General features: G+C 54.8%; 18 protein-coding genes. 4 read left to right on the top strand and 14 right to left on the bottom strand.

Annotation, left to right across the window (positions count from 1 at the left end):
- Positions 1–49 precede the first annotated feature (49 nt).
- On the top strand, positions 50–310 hold the full coding sequence (locus tag ACT3IC_RS15200; RefSeq protein ID WP_103180749.1) for a YfhL family 4Fe-4S dicluster ferredoxin: 261 nt from the start codon (positions 50–52) through the stop codon (positions 308–310).
- On the opposite strand, the gene acpS is transcribed toward ACT3IC_RS15200, so the two are convergent.
- From acpS to rseD, 12 genes are all read right to left on the bottom strand, one after another.
- Positions 307–687, bottom strand: a complete 381-nt coding sequence (gene acpS / locus ACT3IC_RS15195) for a holo-ACP synthase (protein ID WP_103180750.1) — start codon at positions 685–687, stop codon at positions 307–309. The two genes, ACT3IC_RS15200 and acpS, sit on opposite strands and share 4 nt — an antisense overlap.
- Positions 687–1418 carry a pyridoxine 5'-phosphate synthase gene (gene pdxJ, locus ACT3IC_RS15190; protein WP_103181123.1) on the bottom strand — a complete coding sequence of 244 codons (732 nt, stop codon included), beginning with the start codon at positions 1416–1418 and terminating at the stop codon, positions 687–689. Before pdxJ ends, acpS begins: the two co-directional genes overlap by 1 nt.
- A gap of 23 nt (positions 1419–1441) precedes the next feature.
- Positions 1442–2152, bottom strand: a complete 711-nt coding sequence (gene recO / locus ACT3IC_RS15185; RefSeq protein ID WP_103180751.1) for a DNA repair protein RecO — start codon at positions 2150–2152, stop codon at positions 1442–1444.
- An 11-nt stretch (positions 2153–2163) separates the two neighbouring features.
- Positions 2164–3069: a GTPase Era gene (gene era, locus ACT3IC_RS15180; protein ID WP_103180752.1), complete on the bottom strand. Its 906-nt coding sequence runs from the start codon at positions 3067–3069 to the stop codon at positions 2164–2166.
- The gene (rnc, locus tag ACT3IC_RS15175; RefSeq protein WP_103180753.1) at positions 3066–3746 is read right to left on the bottom strand and encodes a ribonuclease III; all 681 of its coding nucleotides are present in this window, start codon (positions 3744–3746) and stop codon (positions 3066–3068) included. The genes era and rnc overlap by 4 nt, the downstream gene beginning before the upstream one ends.
- 223 nt (positions 3747–3969) lie before the next feature.
- The gene (gene lepB, locus ACT3IC_RS15170; RefSeq protein ID WP_103824593.1) at positions 3970–4944 is read right to left on the bottom strand and encodes a signal peptidase I; all 975 of its coding nucleotides are present in this window, start codon (positions 4942–4944) and stop codon (positions 3970–3972) included.
- Between the two features lie 16 nt (positions 4945–4960).
- Positions 4961–6760 carry a translation elongation factor 4 gene (gene lepA, locus ACT3IC_RS15165; protein ID WP_103180755.1) on the bottom strand — a complete coding sequence of 600 codons (1800 nt, stop codon included), beginning with the start codon at positions 6758–6760 and terminating at the stop codon, positions 4961–4963.
- A 184-nt stretch (positions 6761–6944) separates the two neighbouring features.
- On the bottom strand, positions 6945–7421 hold the full coding sequence (rseC, locus tag ACT3IC_RS15160) for a SoxR-reducing system protein RseC (protein WP_114385946.1): 477 nt from the start codon (positions 7419–7421) through the stop codon (positions 6945–6947).
- On the bottom strand, positions 7418–8371 hold the full coding sequence (rseB, locus tag ACT3IC_RS15155; protein WP_103180757.1) for a sigma-E factor regulatory protein RseB: 954 nt from the start codon (positions 8369–8371) through the stop codon (positions 7418–7420). The genes rseC and rseB overlap by 4 nt, the downstream gene beginning before the upstream one ends.
- Positions 8371–9021, bottom strand: coding sequence for an anti-sigma-E factor RseA (rseA, locus tag ACT3IC_RS15150; protein ID WP_103180758.1), 651 nt, complete (start codon positions 9019–9021; stop codon positions 8371–8373). Before rseA ends, rseB begins: the two co-directional genes overlap by 1 nt.
- 31 nt (positions 9022–9052) lie before the next feature.
- Positions 9053–9628 carry an RNA polymerase sigma factor RpoE gene (gene rpoE, locus ACT3IC_RS15145; protein ID WP_032613187.1) on the bottom strand — a complete coding sequence of 192 codons (576 nt, stop codon included), beginning with the start codon at positions 9626–9628 and terminating at the stop codon, positions 9053–9055.
- Positions 9625–9693 (bottom strand): rpoE leader peptide RseD, encoded by a 69-nt coding sequence (rseD, locus tag ACT3IC_RS15140; RefSeq protein WP_233212310.1) that lies wholly within the window; start codon positions 9691–9693, stop codon positions 9625–9627. The genes rpoE and rseD overlap by 4 nt, the downstream gene beginning before the upstream one ends.
- Before the next feature lie 357 nt (positions 9694–10050).
- Here rseD and nadB point away from each other — a divergent pair, with 357 nt between their 5' ends.
- Entirely contained in the window at positions 10051–11670 is a 1620-nt protein-coding gene (gene nadB / locus ACT3IC_RS15135) for an L-aspartate oxidase (RefSeq protein WP_159340023.1), read from the top strand.
- Here nadB and trmN read toward each other — a convergent pair.
- Entirely contained in the window at positions 11655–12392 is a 738-nt protein-coding gene (trmN, locus tag ACT3IC_RS15130; protein WP_103180761.1) for a tRNA(1)(Val) (adenine(37)-N(6))-methyltransferase TrmN, read from the bottom strand. The genes nadB and trmN overlap by 16 nt on opposite strands.
- 132 nt (positions 12393–12524) lie before the next feature.
- Between trmN and srmB the strand changes: the two genes are divergently transcribed.
- Positions 12525–13853, top strand: coding sequence for an ATP-dependent RNA helicase SrmB (gene srmB / locus ACT3IC_RS15125; RefSeq protein ID WP_159340022.1), 1329 nt, complete (start codon positions 12525–12527; stop codon positions 13851–13853).
- Between the two features lie 51 nt (positions 13854–13904).
- Here the strand turns inward: srmB and grcA are convergent, their stop codons facing one another.
- The gene (gene grcA, locus ACT3IC_RS15120; RefSeq protein ID WP_103180763.1) at positions 13905–14288 is read right to left on the bottom strand and encodes an autonomous glycyl radical cofactor GrcA; all 384 of its coding nucleotides are present in this window, start codon (positions 14286–14288) and stop codon (positions 13905–13907) included.
- A 314-nt stretch (positions 14289–14602) separates the two neighbouring features.
- Between grcA and ung the strand changes: the two genes are divergently transcribed.
- Complete coding sequence (gene ung / locus ACT3IC_RS15115; protein ID WP_103180764.1) at positions 14603–15292, top strand: uracil-DNA glycosylase; 690 nt, start codon at positions 14603–14605, stop codon at positions 15290–15292.
- Positions 15293–15362: the final 70 nt, after the last annotated feature.

The raw sequence follows: 15362 nt of genomic DNA, 5'->3' as shown, positions 1-15362 counted from the left end.
ATGAGCGTATAATGCCCGCCCTGTTTGTGTTGTTTCTGAGAATTTCCTGATGGCGCTGTTAATCACCAAAAAATGCATCAATTGCGATATGTGCGAACCCGAATGCCCTAATCAGGCAATTTCAATGGGAGCGAGCATTTACGAGATTAACAGCGACCGCTGCACCGAGTGCGTGGGCCATTATGAGACGCCAACCTGCCAGAAGGTGTGCCCGATCCCCAATACTATCCTGAAAGATCCGGCACATCCTGAATCGGAAGAGCAGCTGTGGGACAAGTTCGTTCTGATGCACCACGCCGATAAAATTTAACTTTCGATAATCACCGTGGCGCAGGCGTAATGGCGTTCATCCGCCAGCGTCACATGCATGTTCGCCACGCCCAGCTTTTCTGCCAGATTTAGCGCCTCGCCCCACAGCCTGAGGCGCGGTTTACCCAGCTCATCGTTAAAGACTTCGAACTGATTGAACGCCAGACCGTTGCGGATGCCGGTACCGAAGGCTTTTGCCGCCGCCTCCTTCACCGCAAAACGTTTGGCAAGAAAACGCACCGGTTGCTGGTGCGCTTCCCAGATGGCCCACTCGTTATCGCTGAGCACCCGACGGGCAAGGCGATCGCCGCTGCGGGCAATCACCGCTTCGATGCGGGCGATCTCAACAATATCCGTGCCTAAGCCGAGGATAGCCATTACTTGCGGGCTTCCAGCATCAGACGCTTCATCTCTGACACCGCCTCTTTCAGACCGCTCATCACCGCGCGCCCGATAATCGCATGGCCGATGTTCAGCTCATGCATCTCCGGGATCGCCGCAATGGCCTTAACGTTATGATAGGTCAGACCGTGACCAGCATTCACCTTCAGACCCAGACCCGCCGCGTAGGTTGCCGCTTTGGCGATGCGATCGAGCTCTTTCGCCTGGGTCGCTTCGTCTTCGGCATCGGCGTAGCAGCCGGTGTGGATCTCAATAAACGGCGCGCCAACGTCGGCGGCGGCTTTGATCTGCGCTTCATCGGCATCGATAAACAGGGATACTAAAATCCCGGCATCGGCCAGACGTTTGCAGGCGTCACGCATCTTATCCAGCTGACCGGCCACATCCAGCCCGCCTTCGGTGGTCACTTCCTGGCGCTTTTCCGGCACCAGGCAGCAGAAGTGCGGTTTGGTCTCAACGGCAATCGCCAGCATCTCTTCGGTGACGGCCATCTCCAGATTCATGCGGGTGTCCAGGGTCTGGCGCAGGATGCGCACATCGCGGTCGGTAATATGGCGACGGTCCTCGCGCAGATGCACGGTAATGCCGTCGGCACCCGCCTGCTCGGCGATAAAGGCCGCCTGGACCGGGTCAGGATAGGCGGTTCCGCGCGCATTGCGCAGCGTGGCGATATGGTCAATGTTGACGCCTAACAGTAATTCAGCCATGACAATCCTCGGTTTCTCGTTGTTCATTTACGCTTTGGCATAAACTGCCTGAATAATTCGCGGCTCTTTAAGGGCTTGCCACCAAGATACGGCTTGAGCGCAATACGGGTAAAGCGTTTTGCCGCCCGCAGGGTGCTGGCGTCCGGAAATTCGCGTTCCGCCAGCGCCCGCAGATCCCGCCCGGTAAAGGTGCTGTTGTCGATAACCACGCTGGCGATAAAGCCCTTCTCTTCGCGATAGCGGTAGGTCATGGTGTCCTCTACCGGCTCGCCGCTGCCCGCGCAGTGCAGAAAATCGACGCCGTATCCCAGATGCCCGAGCAACGCCAGCTCAAAGCGGCGCAGCACAGGCTCGGGCGAGCCGCTCACGCCAGCCAGCGCCTGAAGACAGTGCAGATAATCGAAAAAGAGTTCAGAGAAGCGGGTCTCATGTTCAAGCACGCGCGTAATAAGCTCGTTAACATACAGACCGCTGTAGAGCGTAATACCAGAGAGAGGGAGCGCCAGAGAGACGGCTTCAGCACTGCGCAGGGTTTTCACTTCCCCACGTCCGCCAAAGCGCACCAGCAGCGGTGTGAAGGGCTGCAAAGCACCTTTCAGATTAGAACGTTTAGAACGTGCGCCTTTGGCAACAAGGCGCACGCGGCCTGACTCTTCCGTGAAGACGTCCAGCATCAGGCTGGTTTCACTCCAGGGACGACTGTGAAGGACAAAGGCTCTTTGCCATCCATCCACGTTTTAGTGGCTTATACGTCGTCGCCGTAACCAAGACTGCGCAGTGCGCGCTCGTCATCGGCCCAGCCAGATTTCACTTTCACCCACAGTTCCAGGTGAACCGGCGCTTCGAACATCTCCTGCATATCCTTACGGGCTTCAATACCGATGGTTTTGATTTTGGCACCTTTATTGCCAATCACCATCTTCTTCTGCCCTTCGCGCTCAACGAGGATCAGCCCGTTGATGTCATATCCGCCGCGCTCGTTAGTCTGGAAACGTTCGATTTCAACGGTGACAGAGTACGGCAGCTCCGCGCCAAGGAAACGCATCAGCTTTTCGCGAATGATTTCAGACGCCATAAAGCGCTGAGAACGGTCAGTGATGTACTCTTCAGGGAAGTGATGAATCGCTTCCGGCAGATGCTTGCGCACGATGCCCGCGATGGTGTCGACGTTCAGACCGGTCTCGGCAGAGAGCGGGACGATATCGAGGAAGTTCATCTGGCTACCCAGCCACTGCAGATGCGGCAGCAGATCGGCTTTTTCCTGCACGTTGTCCACTTTGTTGACCGCGAGGATCACCGGCGTTTTACCGTCACGCAGTTTGTTCAGCACCATCTCGTCGTCCGGGGTCCAGCGGGTACCTTCGACAACAAATATCACCAGCTCAACGTCGCCGATAGAGCTGCTCGCCGCCTTGTTCATCAGACGGTTAATGGCGCGCTTCTCTTCCATATGCAGACCCGGGGTATCGACATAAATCGCCTGATATGCCCCTTCGGTATGGATACCGACAATGCGGTGACGCGTGGTCTGCGCCTTGCGGGAGGTAATAGAGATCTTTTGCCCCAGCAGATTATTCAGCAGGGTTGATTTGCCTACGTTCGGACGTCCGACGATGGCAATAAATCCACAATAACTTTTTTCTTCGCTCATTCCAGCTCCAGCATTTTCAGCGCCTGTTCGGCGGCAGCCTGTTCCGCCTTACGACGGCTTGAACCTGTGCCAACCACCGGTTCACTCAGGCCACTGACCTGGCAATGGATGGTAAACTCCTGATCGTGTGCTTCGCCACGAACCTGCACCACCAGATAAGATGGCAGCGGCAAATGGCGACCCTGCAAATACTCCTGCAAACGGGTTTTTGGATCTTTCTGTTTATCACCCGGGCTGATCTCATCCAGACGCGTCTGATACCAGTTCAGGATCAGCTGCTCCACCGTCTGGATATCGCTGTCGAGGAAAACACCACCGATTAACGCTTCGACCGTATCCGCGAGAATAGATTCACGACGGAAGCCGCCGCTTTTCAGTTCGCCAGGCCCGAGTCGCAGGCATTCACCCAGTTCGAATTCACGGGCAATTTCGGCAAGCGTATTGCCACGTACCAGCGTTGCGCGCATGCGGCTCATATCGCCTTCATCCACACGCGGGAAACGGTGATAAAGCGCATTCGCAATAACAAAACTTAAAATGGAGTCGCCCAGAAATTCGAGTCGCTCATTGTGTTTGCTGCTGGCACTGCGATGGGTTAATGCCTGTTGCAACAACTCCTGATGCTGAAAAGTGTAGCCCAGCTTCCGTTGAAGCCGATTAATTACGATGGGGTTCATGCGATACCAATAGAATAAATGCGTCAAAAATGCAGCACACGAAACCGTCCTGAGAAAGCCAACGCGGTTTCGTGTGCCGTGGCACTGAATCAGCGCCAACCTTAAACTTCGGGGGAATATTCTATACGCAACGACAGGGGTTGTCGTTAGTCAGAAGAGATTTATCAGTGAAATAATTCACGTAGCCTCTGGTTAAAGAGGCTACGTGCTCATTTATCAGGAATTAATGGATGCCGCCAATACGATTTAACCGTACGCCGGTTGGCCATTCGCCTTCCTGTTTCTCGAAGCTCATCCAGATGGTGGTGGCTTTACCCACCAGGTTCGCTTCCGGCACAAAGCCCCAGTAACGGCTGTCCGCGCTGTTATCGCGGTTATCACCCATCATGAAGTAGTGTCCCGGTGGCACGATCCAGGTCGCCAGCTGCTGCCCCTTTTGCTGATAGTACATACCCAGCTGATCCTGCGCGATGGAGACGGTCAGGATACGGTGCGTCACATCGCCCAGGGTCTCTTTACGCTCGTTCAGACGAATACCGTTCTCTTTGGTCTCGCCTTTCGGCAGCTGGAAGAAACCGCTGGTCGCTTCGCCGCCGTTGCGACGGGCAAAGGTCTGCACAAAGTCGCTTGGCTCAACGCCGGAATAGGTCACCGGTAATGCGCTACCGCAAGCGGTGCCGGAACTGCAGCCAGGCTGAACCGTCACCTCTTTGGAAACCGGATTATAGGTCACCTTATCACCCGGTACGCCAACGGTACGTTTGATGTAATCCAGACGCGGATCGTCCGGATATTTGAACACCACGATATCGCCGCGTTTTGGATGGCCGGTTTCGATCAGCGTTTTCTGGTAGATCGGATCTTTAATGCCATAAGCAAACTTCTCGACCAGAATAAAATCACCGATCAGCAGCGTTGGCATCATCGAACCGGATGGGATCTGGAAAGGTTCATAGATAAACGAACGTACCACCAGCACAATGGCCAGCACCGGAAAGACCGAAGCGCCCGTTTCCAGCCAGCCCGGCTTAGGGCTGACTTTCTTCAGGGTATTCGGATCCAACTGGTCGCCCGTGGCAGCCTGCGCGGCGGCCTGACGTTCGCGACGTTTCGGAGCAAAGATAAACTTATCCAGACACCACAACAGCCCCGTCACCAGTGTGGCAATCACCAGGATCAGGGCAAACATGTTCGCCATGCCAACTCCTTAAGGGTTATTTTCCGTCTTTACCAACGTGCAGAATGGCGAGGAACGCTTCCTGCGGCAGCTCAACGTTACCGACCTGCTTCATACGCTTCTTACCTTCTTTCTGCTTCTGGAGCAGCTTCTTCTTACGGCTGACGTCACCGCCATAGCATTTTGCCAGAACGTTTTTACGCAGCTGTTTCACCGTAGAACGGGCGATAATATGGTTGCCAATGGCCGCCTGAATCGCAATGTCGAACTGCTGGCGTGGGATGAGATCTTTCATCTTCTCGACCAGTTCGCGACCGCGATACGGGGCGTTGTCGTTATGGGTGATCAGCGCCAGCGCATCGACGCGCTCGCCGTTGATCAGCACGTCCACACGCACCATGTTGGAGGCCTGGAAGCGTTTGAAGTTGTAATCCAGCGACGCATAACCGCGTGAAGTTGACTTCAGACGATCGAAGAAGTCGAGCACCACTTCCGCCATCGGGATTTCATAGGTCAGCGCTACCTGGTTACCGTGGTAAACCATGTTGGTCTGCACACCACGTTTTTCGATACACAGCGTGATGACGTTACCGAGGAACTCCTGCGGCAGCAGCATGTGACATTCGGCGATCGGCTCGCGCAGCTCATGAATATTATTCAGCGGCGGCAGCTTGGATGGACTGTCGACGTAGATAACCTCTTTGGAGGTGGTCTCGACTTCGTACACGACCGTTGGTGCGGTGGTGATCAGATCCAGGTCATATTCACGCTCCAGACGCTCCTGAATGATCTCCATGTGCAGCAGGCCGAGGAAGCCGCAGCGGAAGCCGAAGCCCAGCGCCGTCGAGCTTTCTGGCTCATAGAACAGGGAAGCATCGTTCAGGCTCAGCTTGCCGAGCGCGTCACGGAAGTTCTCATAATCGTCAGAGCTGACCGGGAACAGACCGGCGTAAACCTGCGGTTTTACCTTTTTAAAGCCTGGCAGCGCTTTTTCTGCCGGGTTGCGGGCGCCCGTCAGGGTATCGCCCACTGGCGCGCCGAGGATGTCTTTGATCGCACAAACCAGCCATCCTACTTCGCCGCACTTCAGCTCGGTACGGTCGACCTGTTTTGGCGTGAAGATACCCAGACGGTCAGCGTTGTAAACCTGTCCGGTGCTCATCACTTTGATCTTGTCGCCTTTACGCATGGTGCCGTTTTTAATACGCACCAGCGAGACAACGCCGAGATAGTTATCGAACCAGGAGTCGATGATCAGCGCCTGCAGTGGCCCCTCCGGATCGCCTTCCGGCGCCGGGATGTCACGCACCAAACGTTCCAGCACGTCGGTTACACCCACGCCGGTTTTTGCCGAGCAGCGCACGGCGTCGGTCGCGTCGATGCCGACGATATCTTCGATCTCTTCCGCCACACGCTCAGGATCGGCGGCTGGCAGGTCGATCTTGTTCAGAACCGGCACCACCTCGAGATCCATTTCCATCGCGGTATAGCAGTTCGCCAGGGTCTGGGCTTCTACGCCCTGCCCCGCATCCACTACCAGCAGCGCGCCCTCACAGGCCGCCAGCGAACGGGAAACTTCATAAGAGAAGTCAACGTGGCCTGGGGTGTCGATAAAGTTAAGTTGGTAGGTTTCACCGTCAGACGCTTTATAGTCGAGCGTAACGCTCTGCGCTTTAATGGTAATACCGCGTTCGCGTTCCAGGTCCATGGAGTCCAGTACCTGGGCTGCCATTTCACGATCAGACAGGCCACCGCAAATCTGGATAATACGGTCAGACAGCGTCGACTTACCGTGGTCAATGTGAGCAATGATCGAAAAGTTACGTATGTTCTTCATATAGTTAAATAATTATGCCTTACGAATTCCTGGAGGCCGCTGTTCTTAGCCTGACGTTTTTCAGTGCGAAAACGCAGCATTCTACACTACATCTCCGTCACCAGGAAATGCTCTTCCAGCAAGCTTAGCGCGAAGATCTGGCGTTTTCTTTTATGAGATGTAAATAAAACAAAGCCCGGTAACATCACCGGGCTTCTGAAGAGAGCGTGTCGACACGCAGCTGATCGGGTGGCAATCCGACGCTGAGAATAACGGGCTGCCACGCTTCACGCTCCGCAAGACGGGAGGAAAAGCCGCGAGCCAGTAAAAAACCGCCTACGCCGCCCAGCGCTGCGCCGCACATGGCGGCGAGATCGGTCCCAAACAGTACCTGGAACAGACCGCCAAGGGCAAACAACCCCACCAGCGGGGAGAGATAGACCAGCATCGCCGAGCCAAGCAGGCTACCTTCAGCGATTCCTAACTCGACTTTTTGCCCCTCCACCAGCGGCTCTGCGCTGGGCACGCTGATCGTGTGTGAGGTCTGTGGTCCAAGTTTGTTCAGCACCCGGCTGCCGCAACCGGCGCGGGAGGCGCAGCTGTTGCAGGATGCTTTGACGTCGCAGCTGACCAGCGCGACGCCCTTATGCCATGAAACGACCGTTGCCCACTCTTTGATCATTGTGCAGCCCTGAATTTAATGCTGTCGGCGATACGTTTAGCCGTTTGCGGCGGCAGTTCACCGACAACGGTGATCTCTGCGTTATCCCGTATTGTGGTGCTGACGGTGCGACGCCCGGTACGCAACATCTGATCGGCACTGACCGGTGTTGCCCGGTTGATATTAACCGAGAAGCTGAACAAGCCGTCGGAGTAAAGACGGGATTCAACCGGGGTATCGATGGTGGGCAGCTGGCGTCGACTGCTGGAGACTTCACTGAAGCCCTGCGGGATCCAGTTGGGCGCCCAGTTAAAGTTGACGTTATCCCCCGCCGGGACGGAGAGCAGCGGCGGCAGGTTCGCTTTTGCCAGATTCTGCATGCTGTTACCGACCTGATCGTCGATGGTGAAAGAGATCACCCGGAACTGCTCCAGCGTCTCACCATCCCGATCCAGCAGATCGACCCGCATTGGCAGCTTGGTCTCTGCATCCATCCAGACGATATAGCTGTAACGTGTTCCGTCTCTGGCGACCACCCGCAGCACCTCGCAGAGCCGATCGGCGATACGGGTACGTCCTACGGAGATAAAGTCGTAGTAAGGGGAGAGCCGTTTAAAATCGGTATAAATGAGCGAAGGCAGCGAATCAACAATGTAGTCGCCATTCAGCGTAAAGGGTTCGAGACCCGGCTCGAAATAGCTGATTTCATTGCCACGCTGCACGACTTCGCGGCGCGGACCATCCATCTGCAAAAGCTGGGCAAGCGGCTGTTTATCAAGACGGGCATGGCGATAGCGTAACGACTCTACACCTTGCTTATTGATACTGATAAAAGACAGCTCGTAGTTGAGTGACTGGCTGGCCTGGTTCATTTGCTGCAACAACGCCCCGGACGATACATCAGCCGAGGCGTTGACAGTGAACAACAGGCTACCCGCCATCAGAGACATGGCGCACCAAAGTTGCTTCATTACTGCGATTGCGTTCCTAAAGTTTGGTTTCCTGGCACTTGCACAGCAGCCTGCTGCGTTTGCGCCTGTTCAAACTGAAGCTGTTCAGAATGCAGACGACGCTGCAATTCATAATCCTGCAACATCGCGTTAATACGACGGCGCTGCTCCTGGACCTGCTGCTGCTGACCGGCACCGGCCGAGGCATCAGAAGGAATACCCAGACTTACCGGGCTGGCTTTGCCCATCATCGGCAGTGTATTAAACACTGGCGCTTCTGGTTGCTGGCTCACTTCAGATTGAGTGTTATAGTGCTGGACGCCCACAATAACTGCAAGCGATACGCAAGCAGCCACACCCATTTGAGTCAGTTGACTCGCCCAGGGGCGCACTTTGTTCCAGAAAGGCATCTTCTGCCACAGGTGCGGTGCAGGTTGGGCTTCGGGGATTAGCGGGGTGGCCTGAGAAACAGGTTCGTTCTCTATGGCCGCCATTACGCGAGCTGAGATATCAAAATGGAGGAGATCGCTGGTATCGCCGCGCAGAGTATCGCGAATGAGATGATAACTCTCCCAGGTTTTTTGCATCTCAGGAGAGCGAGAGAGCTCGTTGAGCATCTCACTGTCCAGCGTTTCACCATCCATCAAAGCGGAAAGTTGTTCTTTCTGCATGCCTAATACCTTTTCCAGTATCCCGCTATCGTCAACGCCTGATTAGCGGTTGAACTTTATTATCAATAGCTTCTCGCGCACGAAAGATCCGTGAGCGAACCGTACCGACCGGGCAATCCATGATAGCGGCTATCTCTTCATAGCTCAGGCCATCTAACTCCCGCAACGTAATTGCCATGCGTAAATCTTCCGGGAGCGACTCGATGGTGCGAAAAACTATTTGTCTCAGTTCTTCTGACAACATTAAGTTCTCAGGGTTCGAAATTTCTTTCAACGCACCGCCGCTTTCAAAATTTTCAGCGTCGATAGCATCGACATCGCTTGAAGGCGGACGTCGGCCCTGAGCGACGAGGTAGTTCTTAGCCGTATTGACGGCAATACGGTACAGCCAGGTATAAAAAGCACTATCTCCCCGGAAAGATTCCAGCGCACGATAGGCCTTAATGAAAGACTCTTGTACCACATCAGGAACATCCCCTGACGGTACATAGCGGGACACCAGACTCGCCACCTTATGCTGGTAGCGCACCACCAGTAGGTTAAAGGCTTTCTGATCTCCCTTCTGGACCCGTTCAACCAGAATCTGGTCCGTTAACTGCTCGCTCATCCGAGGTAAAGTCTCCCCAAACCTAAATTCCACGCGTTATCGAAACGCCACTCCAAACACTGCACTGTGAGCAAGCAGTTGCTTTGAGGGTCTTTATTTCAATTAGTTCCGTCACGCCTTTGTTTTTGTTAATCACGTCGCAGACCGTTCATTTTCTATCATTATAAGTCTGATACCGATACGTACCCAGTTTCTGCTAAGAAATGGTCTTTTACCGCTTGCAGGGTAACGCAAGACGGGCTTTATTTCACCACAAAATCTGAAGCTAACGATCTGCTACGCAAAATATTTTCGCCCTTTTAGTCCCTTATCGCTGTCCAGCCTTTGTTTAGTCATTGCAACAACTCTTAAAAAAAACGTGCGATTCATCGCATTCAGGTGCTATGCTGGCCAAACACTGTTTAGTAAATTAAACACACATCATGAACGCAATTTCCGAACTCACCTGTGACGTACTGATTATCGGCAGCGGTGCCGCCGGCCTTTCACTGGCGCTGCGACTCGCCCCACACCAGAAAGTGATTGTCCTCAGCAAAGGTCCTGTTAGCGAAGGTTCTACCTTCTATGCCCAGGGCGGAATTGCTGCGGTGTTTGATGAAACTGACAGTATCGACTCCCATGTCGAAGATACCCTGATTGCAGGTGGCGGTATCGTGGACCGACACGCGGCTGAATTTGTCGCCAGTAATGCCCGCCACTGCGTGCAATGGCTGATCGATCAGGGCGTGCTGTTTGATACCCACGTGCAGGCCAATGGAGAAGAGAGTTACCACCTGACGCGTGAGGGCGGACACAGCCATCGCCGGATCCTGCATGCCGCAGATGCCACTGGTAAAGCAGTCGAAACGACGCTGGTCAGCCAGGCGTTAAGCCATCCCAACATCCGGGTGCTGGAACGCAGCAACGCGGTGGATTTGATCATCTCCGATAAGATTGGTCTGCCGGGCACGCGGCGCGTTGTGGGAGCCTGGGTCTGGAACCGTAATAGAGAGAAGGTGGAAACCTGTCGGGCAAAATCGGTTGTACTGGCAACCGGCGGTGCCTCTAAGGTGTATCAGTACACCACCAACCCGGATATTTCCTCAGGGGACGGTATTGCCATGGCCTGGCGAGCAGGCTGTCGCGTGGCCAATCTGGAATTTAACCAGTTCCATCCCACTGCGCTATTCCACCCGCAGGCACGCAACTTCCTGCTGACCGAAGCGCTACGCGGTGAAGGCGCGCATTTAAAACGCCCGGATGGCACGCGCTTTATGCAGGATTTCGACGAGCGGGGCGAGCTGGCGCCGCGTGATGTCGTGGCCCGCGCTATCGATCATGAGATGAAACGCCTGGGCGTGGACTGCATGTATCTGGATATCAGCCACAAACCCGAAGCCTTTATTCGCCAGCACTTCCCGACCATCTATGAAAAACTGTTGGGGCTCGGCATCGATATCACCAAAGAGCCGATGCCGGTGGTGCCCGCGGCGCACTATACCTGCGGCGGCGTGATGGTCGACGATCATGGCCGGACCGACGTTGACGGCCTGTACGCCATCGGCGAGGTGAGCTACACCGGCCTGCATGGCGCGAACCGAATGGCATCAAACTCGCTTCTGGAGTGCCTTGTGTATGGCTGGTCAGCGGCGGAAGATATCACGAAGCGCATGCCTTACGCCCGCCAGGTGGAAAACCTGCCGGACTGGGACGAAAGCCGCGTGGAGAACCCGGATGAACTGGTCGTGATCCAGCATAACTGGCACGAGCTGCGCCTCTTTATGTGGGATTACGTCGGCATTGTGCGCACCACCAAACGTCTGGAGCGCGCCCTGCGCCGTATTACCATGCTGCAGCAGGAAATTGATGAGTATTACGCCCATTTCCGCGTATCCAATAATTTGCTGGAACTGCGTAATCTGGTTCAGGTGGCGGAGCTGATTGTGCGCTGCGCAATGATGCGCAAAGAGAGCCGCGGTTTGCACTACACGCTCGACTACCCGGAGCAGCTTGAGCATTCCGGCCCGTCGGTGCTCTCACCGCTGGCTCACATAAATAAATAGAAGGGGTGGGTCAGCGCCGTGTAGTCATCGGAATAACGCTGATCTGGCCCACGTATCACCAGCCTGTCGCTGAAGCACTCTCCCTCTTTCGGCGACAGCGCCAGCAGCACCCGGTGCGGCAGCCTGCCGTCGGTTTCCGCAATATCGGTGCGCAGGCGTAAAAACCAGCCCATCTCCAGCGCGCTGGCAATAAATGCACTGCCTGCGCTCTCCGGTAATACCACGCAGAAAAATCCCTCTTCGGAGATCAACCCGGCAGCGCAGGCTAACAGCGCGCCATGATCGAGCGTGTCGGTATACCGGGCCTGCTCTCGCTGGGGTGTAGCACAGGCTACGCCCGGTTCAAAATAGGGAGGATTGCTGACAATCAGGTCATAGCGGCCCGTTTGTTCTGGCGCCCAGGCAAGAACATCCGCACAATGAAGAGATACGCGCGAAGCCCAGGGGGATTCCGCTACGTTTTCCGCTGCCTGCTCAGCCGCCTGGGGATCCAGTTCAACCGCGTCAAGCGTGACAGCGTGTTCGGTACGCTGCGCCAGCATCAGGGCTAATAATCCGCTGCCGCTGCCAATGTCGAGGATACGTTTAACGCCTGCTACCGGTGCCCATGCCCCCAGTAAAATGCCATCAGTGCCGACTTTCATTGCACAGCGATCGTGGGCAACAAAGAACTGCTTAAAAGTAAAACCATCGCGGCGCAGCTGCGCTTTGAGTTGAGACATGTCGGAGCAACCTTCAAAGTGAAACGGGAGTAGCATAGGTGAAAGCGTAACGACGGAAAAGGGATATCCACACAAACAGATGAAGATTGCAGCCGTAACGTCTATAATCAGCGCCCCACACAGAGGTAGAACATGACTGTAACGACTTTTTCCGAACTTGAACTCGATGAAAGCCTTCTGGACGCGCTCCAGGAAAAAGGCTTCACACGCCCGACCGCTATTCAGGAAGCGGCAATTCCGCCTGCACTGGAGGGCCGTGACGTGCTCGGTTCTGCGCCAACCGGCACGGGTAAAACGGCAGCCTATTTGCTGCCTGCGTTGCAGCATCTGCTGGATTTTCCGCGTAAGAAATCAGGTCCGCCGCGTATTCTGATCCTCACCCCGACCCGTGAACTGGCGATGCAGGTTACCGATCATGCCCGTGAGCTGGCGAAGAATACCCACCTGGATATCGCAACCATTACCGGCGGTGTGGCCTATATGAACCACGCCGAAGTATTCAGTGAGAACCAGGATATCGTCGTTGCGACGACCGGGCGTCTGCTGCAATACATCAAAGAAGAGAACTTCGACTGCCGTGCGGTTGAAACCTTAATTCTTGACGAAGCTGACCGTATGCTGGATATGGGCTTTGCGCAGGATATCGAACACATTGCCGGTGAGACCCGCTGGCGTAAGCAGACTATGCTCTTCTCCGCGACGCTGGAAGGCGATGCAATTAAAGATTTTGCTGAGCGTCTTCTGGAGGACCCAGTTGAGGTTTCCGCCACCCCGTCCACCCGCGAGCGCAAGAAGATCCATCAGTGGTACTACCGCGCCGATGATATTCAGCATAAAACCGCGCTGCTGATCCACCTGCTGAAACAGCCTGAAGCCACCCGCTCTATCGTCTTTGTACGGAAACGTGAGCGTGTGCACGAGCTGGCGACCTGGCTGCGTGAAGCGGGTATCAATAACTGCTATCTCGAAGGCGAGATGGTGCAGATTAAACGTAACGAAGCGATCAAACGTCTGACCGATGGCCGCGTGAACGTGCTGGTGGCGACCGACGTTGCTGCGCGCGGTATTGATATTCCTGATGTCAGCCACGTGTTCAACTTCGATCTGCCGCGCACTGCGGATACCTATCTCCACCGCATTGGCCGTACCGGTCGTGCCGGGCGTAAAGGGACAGCCATTTCGCTGGTCGAAGCGCATGACCATCTGCTGCTGCAAAAAATTGGTCGTTACGTTGAAGAGCCGCTGAAGGCCCGCGTGATCGACGAACTGCGTCCGAGCACCCGTGCGCCGAGCGAAAAAATGACGGGCAAACCGTCCAAGAAAGTGCTCGCTAAACGTGCCGAGAAAAAGGCGAAAGAGAAAGAGAAACCGCGCGTGAAGCAACGCCACCGTGATACCAAAAACGTGGGCAAGCGTCGTAAGCCTAGCGGCAGCGCGCCGGTGACACAGAAAGAAGAGTAATAAAAAAGCCGGGTTCTAACCCGGCTTTTTTTATCTGTACGCTGGTAACGATTACAGGCTGGCAGTAAAGGTACGGGCAATAACGTCGCGCTGCTGTTCGGCAGTCAGTGAGTTAAAGCGTACCGCGTAGCCAGAAACACGGATGGTCAGCTGCGGATATTTTTCCGGATGCTTAACAGCATCTTCCAGCGTTTCACGACGCAGCACGTTAACGTTCAGATGCTGACCGCCTTCAACGCGGACTTCAGGTTTGATTTCCATAGGGATTTCGCGGTATTCGAACTCGCCCAGCGCGTTAACCTGAACAACTTCATCTTCAGCAAAGCCTGCTTTTGCGCATACGCAACGCGCTTCGCCTTTCTCGCTGTCCAGCAGCCAGAAAGAGTTCAGCAGGTCGTCGTTTGCAGCTTTAGTAATCTGGATACCAGTAATCATGTGATGTCTCCCTTACACTACAATATTGGGTGTCGCCCGTTCGTCCGGGCAATTGGTAAAACCATTGTTGCTTGAGTGTATATATATCAGTCAAACCCTCGCCATTCCTTGACTTAAATCAACAAAAACCACACCAGTAAAAGGGTGATAAACGGAGATTATTGTTTTATATCAATTTTAACCTCGCAATTGGCTTCAAAATTCCGTGTAAATTTTCAATATTTTTCAGTGCAATGACATTTTTGGCTCGCCAGTTTTGTTCCCTCGTCATATGCAGTTAAGCTAAAGACAGTGAAAATTCGCAGGAGAGCGAGATGACAGCACCTTTAACCTGGCACGACGTACTGGCCGATGAAAAAAAACAGCCTTACTTCGTTAATACTCTGAATACCGTTGCCGCGGAACGTCAGGACGGCATCACCATCTATCCGCCCCAGAAAGATGTGTTCAACGCCTTTCGTTTTACCGAGCTGGCAGATGTCAAAGTGGTTATCCTGGGACAGGATCCCTACCACGGACCGGGTCAGGCACACGGCCTGGCGTTTTCTGTGCGTCCGGGCGTTGCTATCCCCCCTTCCCTGCTGAATATGTATAAGGAGCTGGAAGCCTCCGTACCGGGGTTTACCCGACCTTCACATGGTTACCTGGAAAGCTGGGCGCGTCAGGGCGTTCTGTTGCTCAACACCGTGCTGACGGTTCGCGCCGGGCAGGCCCATTCTCATGCCAGCCTCGGGTGGGAGACATTTACCGACAAGGTCATCAGCCTGATTAACCAGCACCGGGAAGGCGTGGTCTTTTTGCTCTGGGGATCGCATGCGCAGAAGAAAGGGTCGATCATTGATACTCAGCGCCATCATGTGCTGAAAGCGCCGCACCCGTCACCGCTGTCAGCCCATCGCGGCTTTTTTGGCTGCAATCATTTTGTGCTGGCGAATGAGTGGCTGGAGAAACAGGGCGAAACGCCGATTGACTGGATGCCGGAGTTACCGGCTGAAAGCGAGTAAGTTGTTGTAGGCCGGGTAAGGCGAAGCCGCCACCCGGCACATTGCCCGGCGGCGCTACGCTTGCCGGGCC

It is taken from the genome of Leclercia sp. GHBNCSD (genome assembly GCF_055805075.1).
This window is presented reverse-complemented; position numbering and strand designations above follow the sequence as displayed.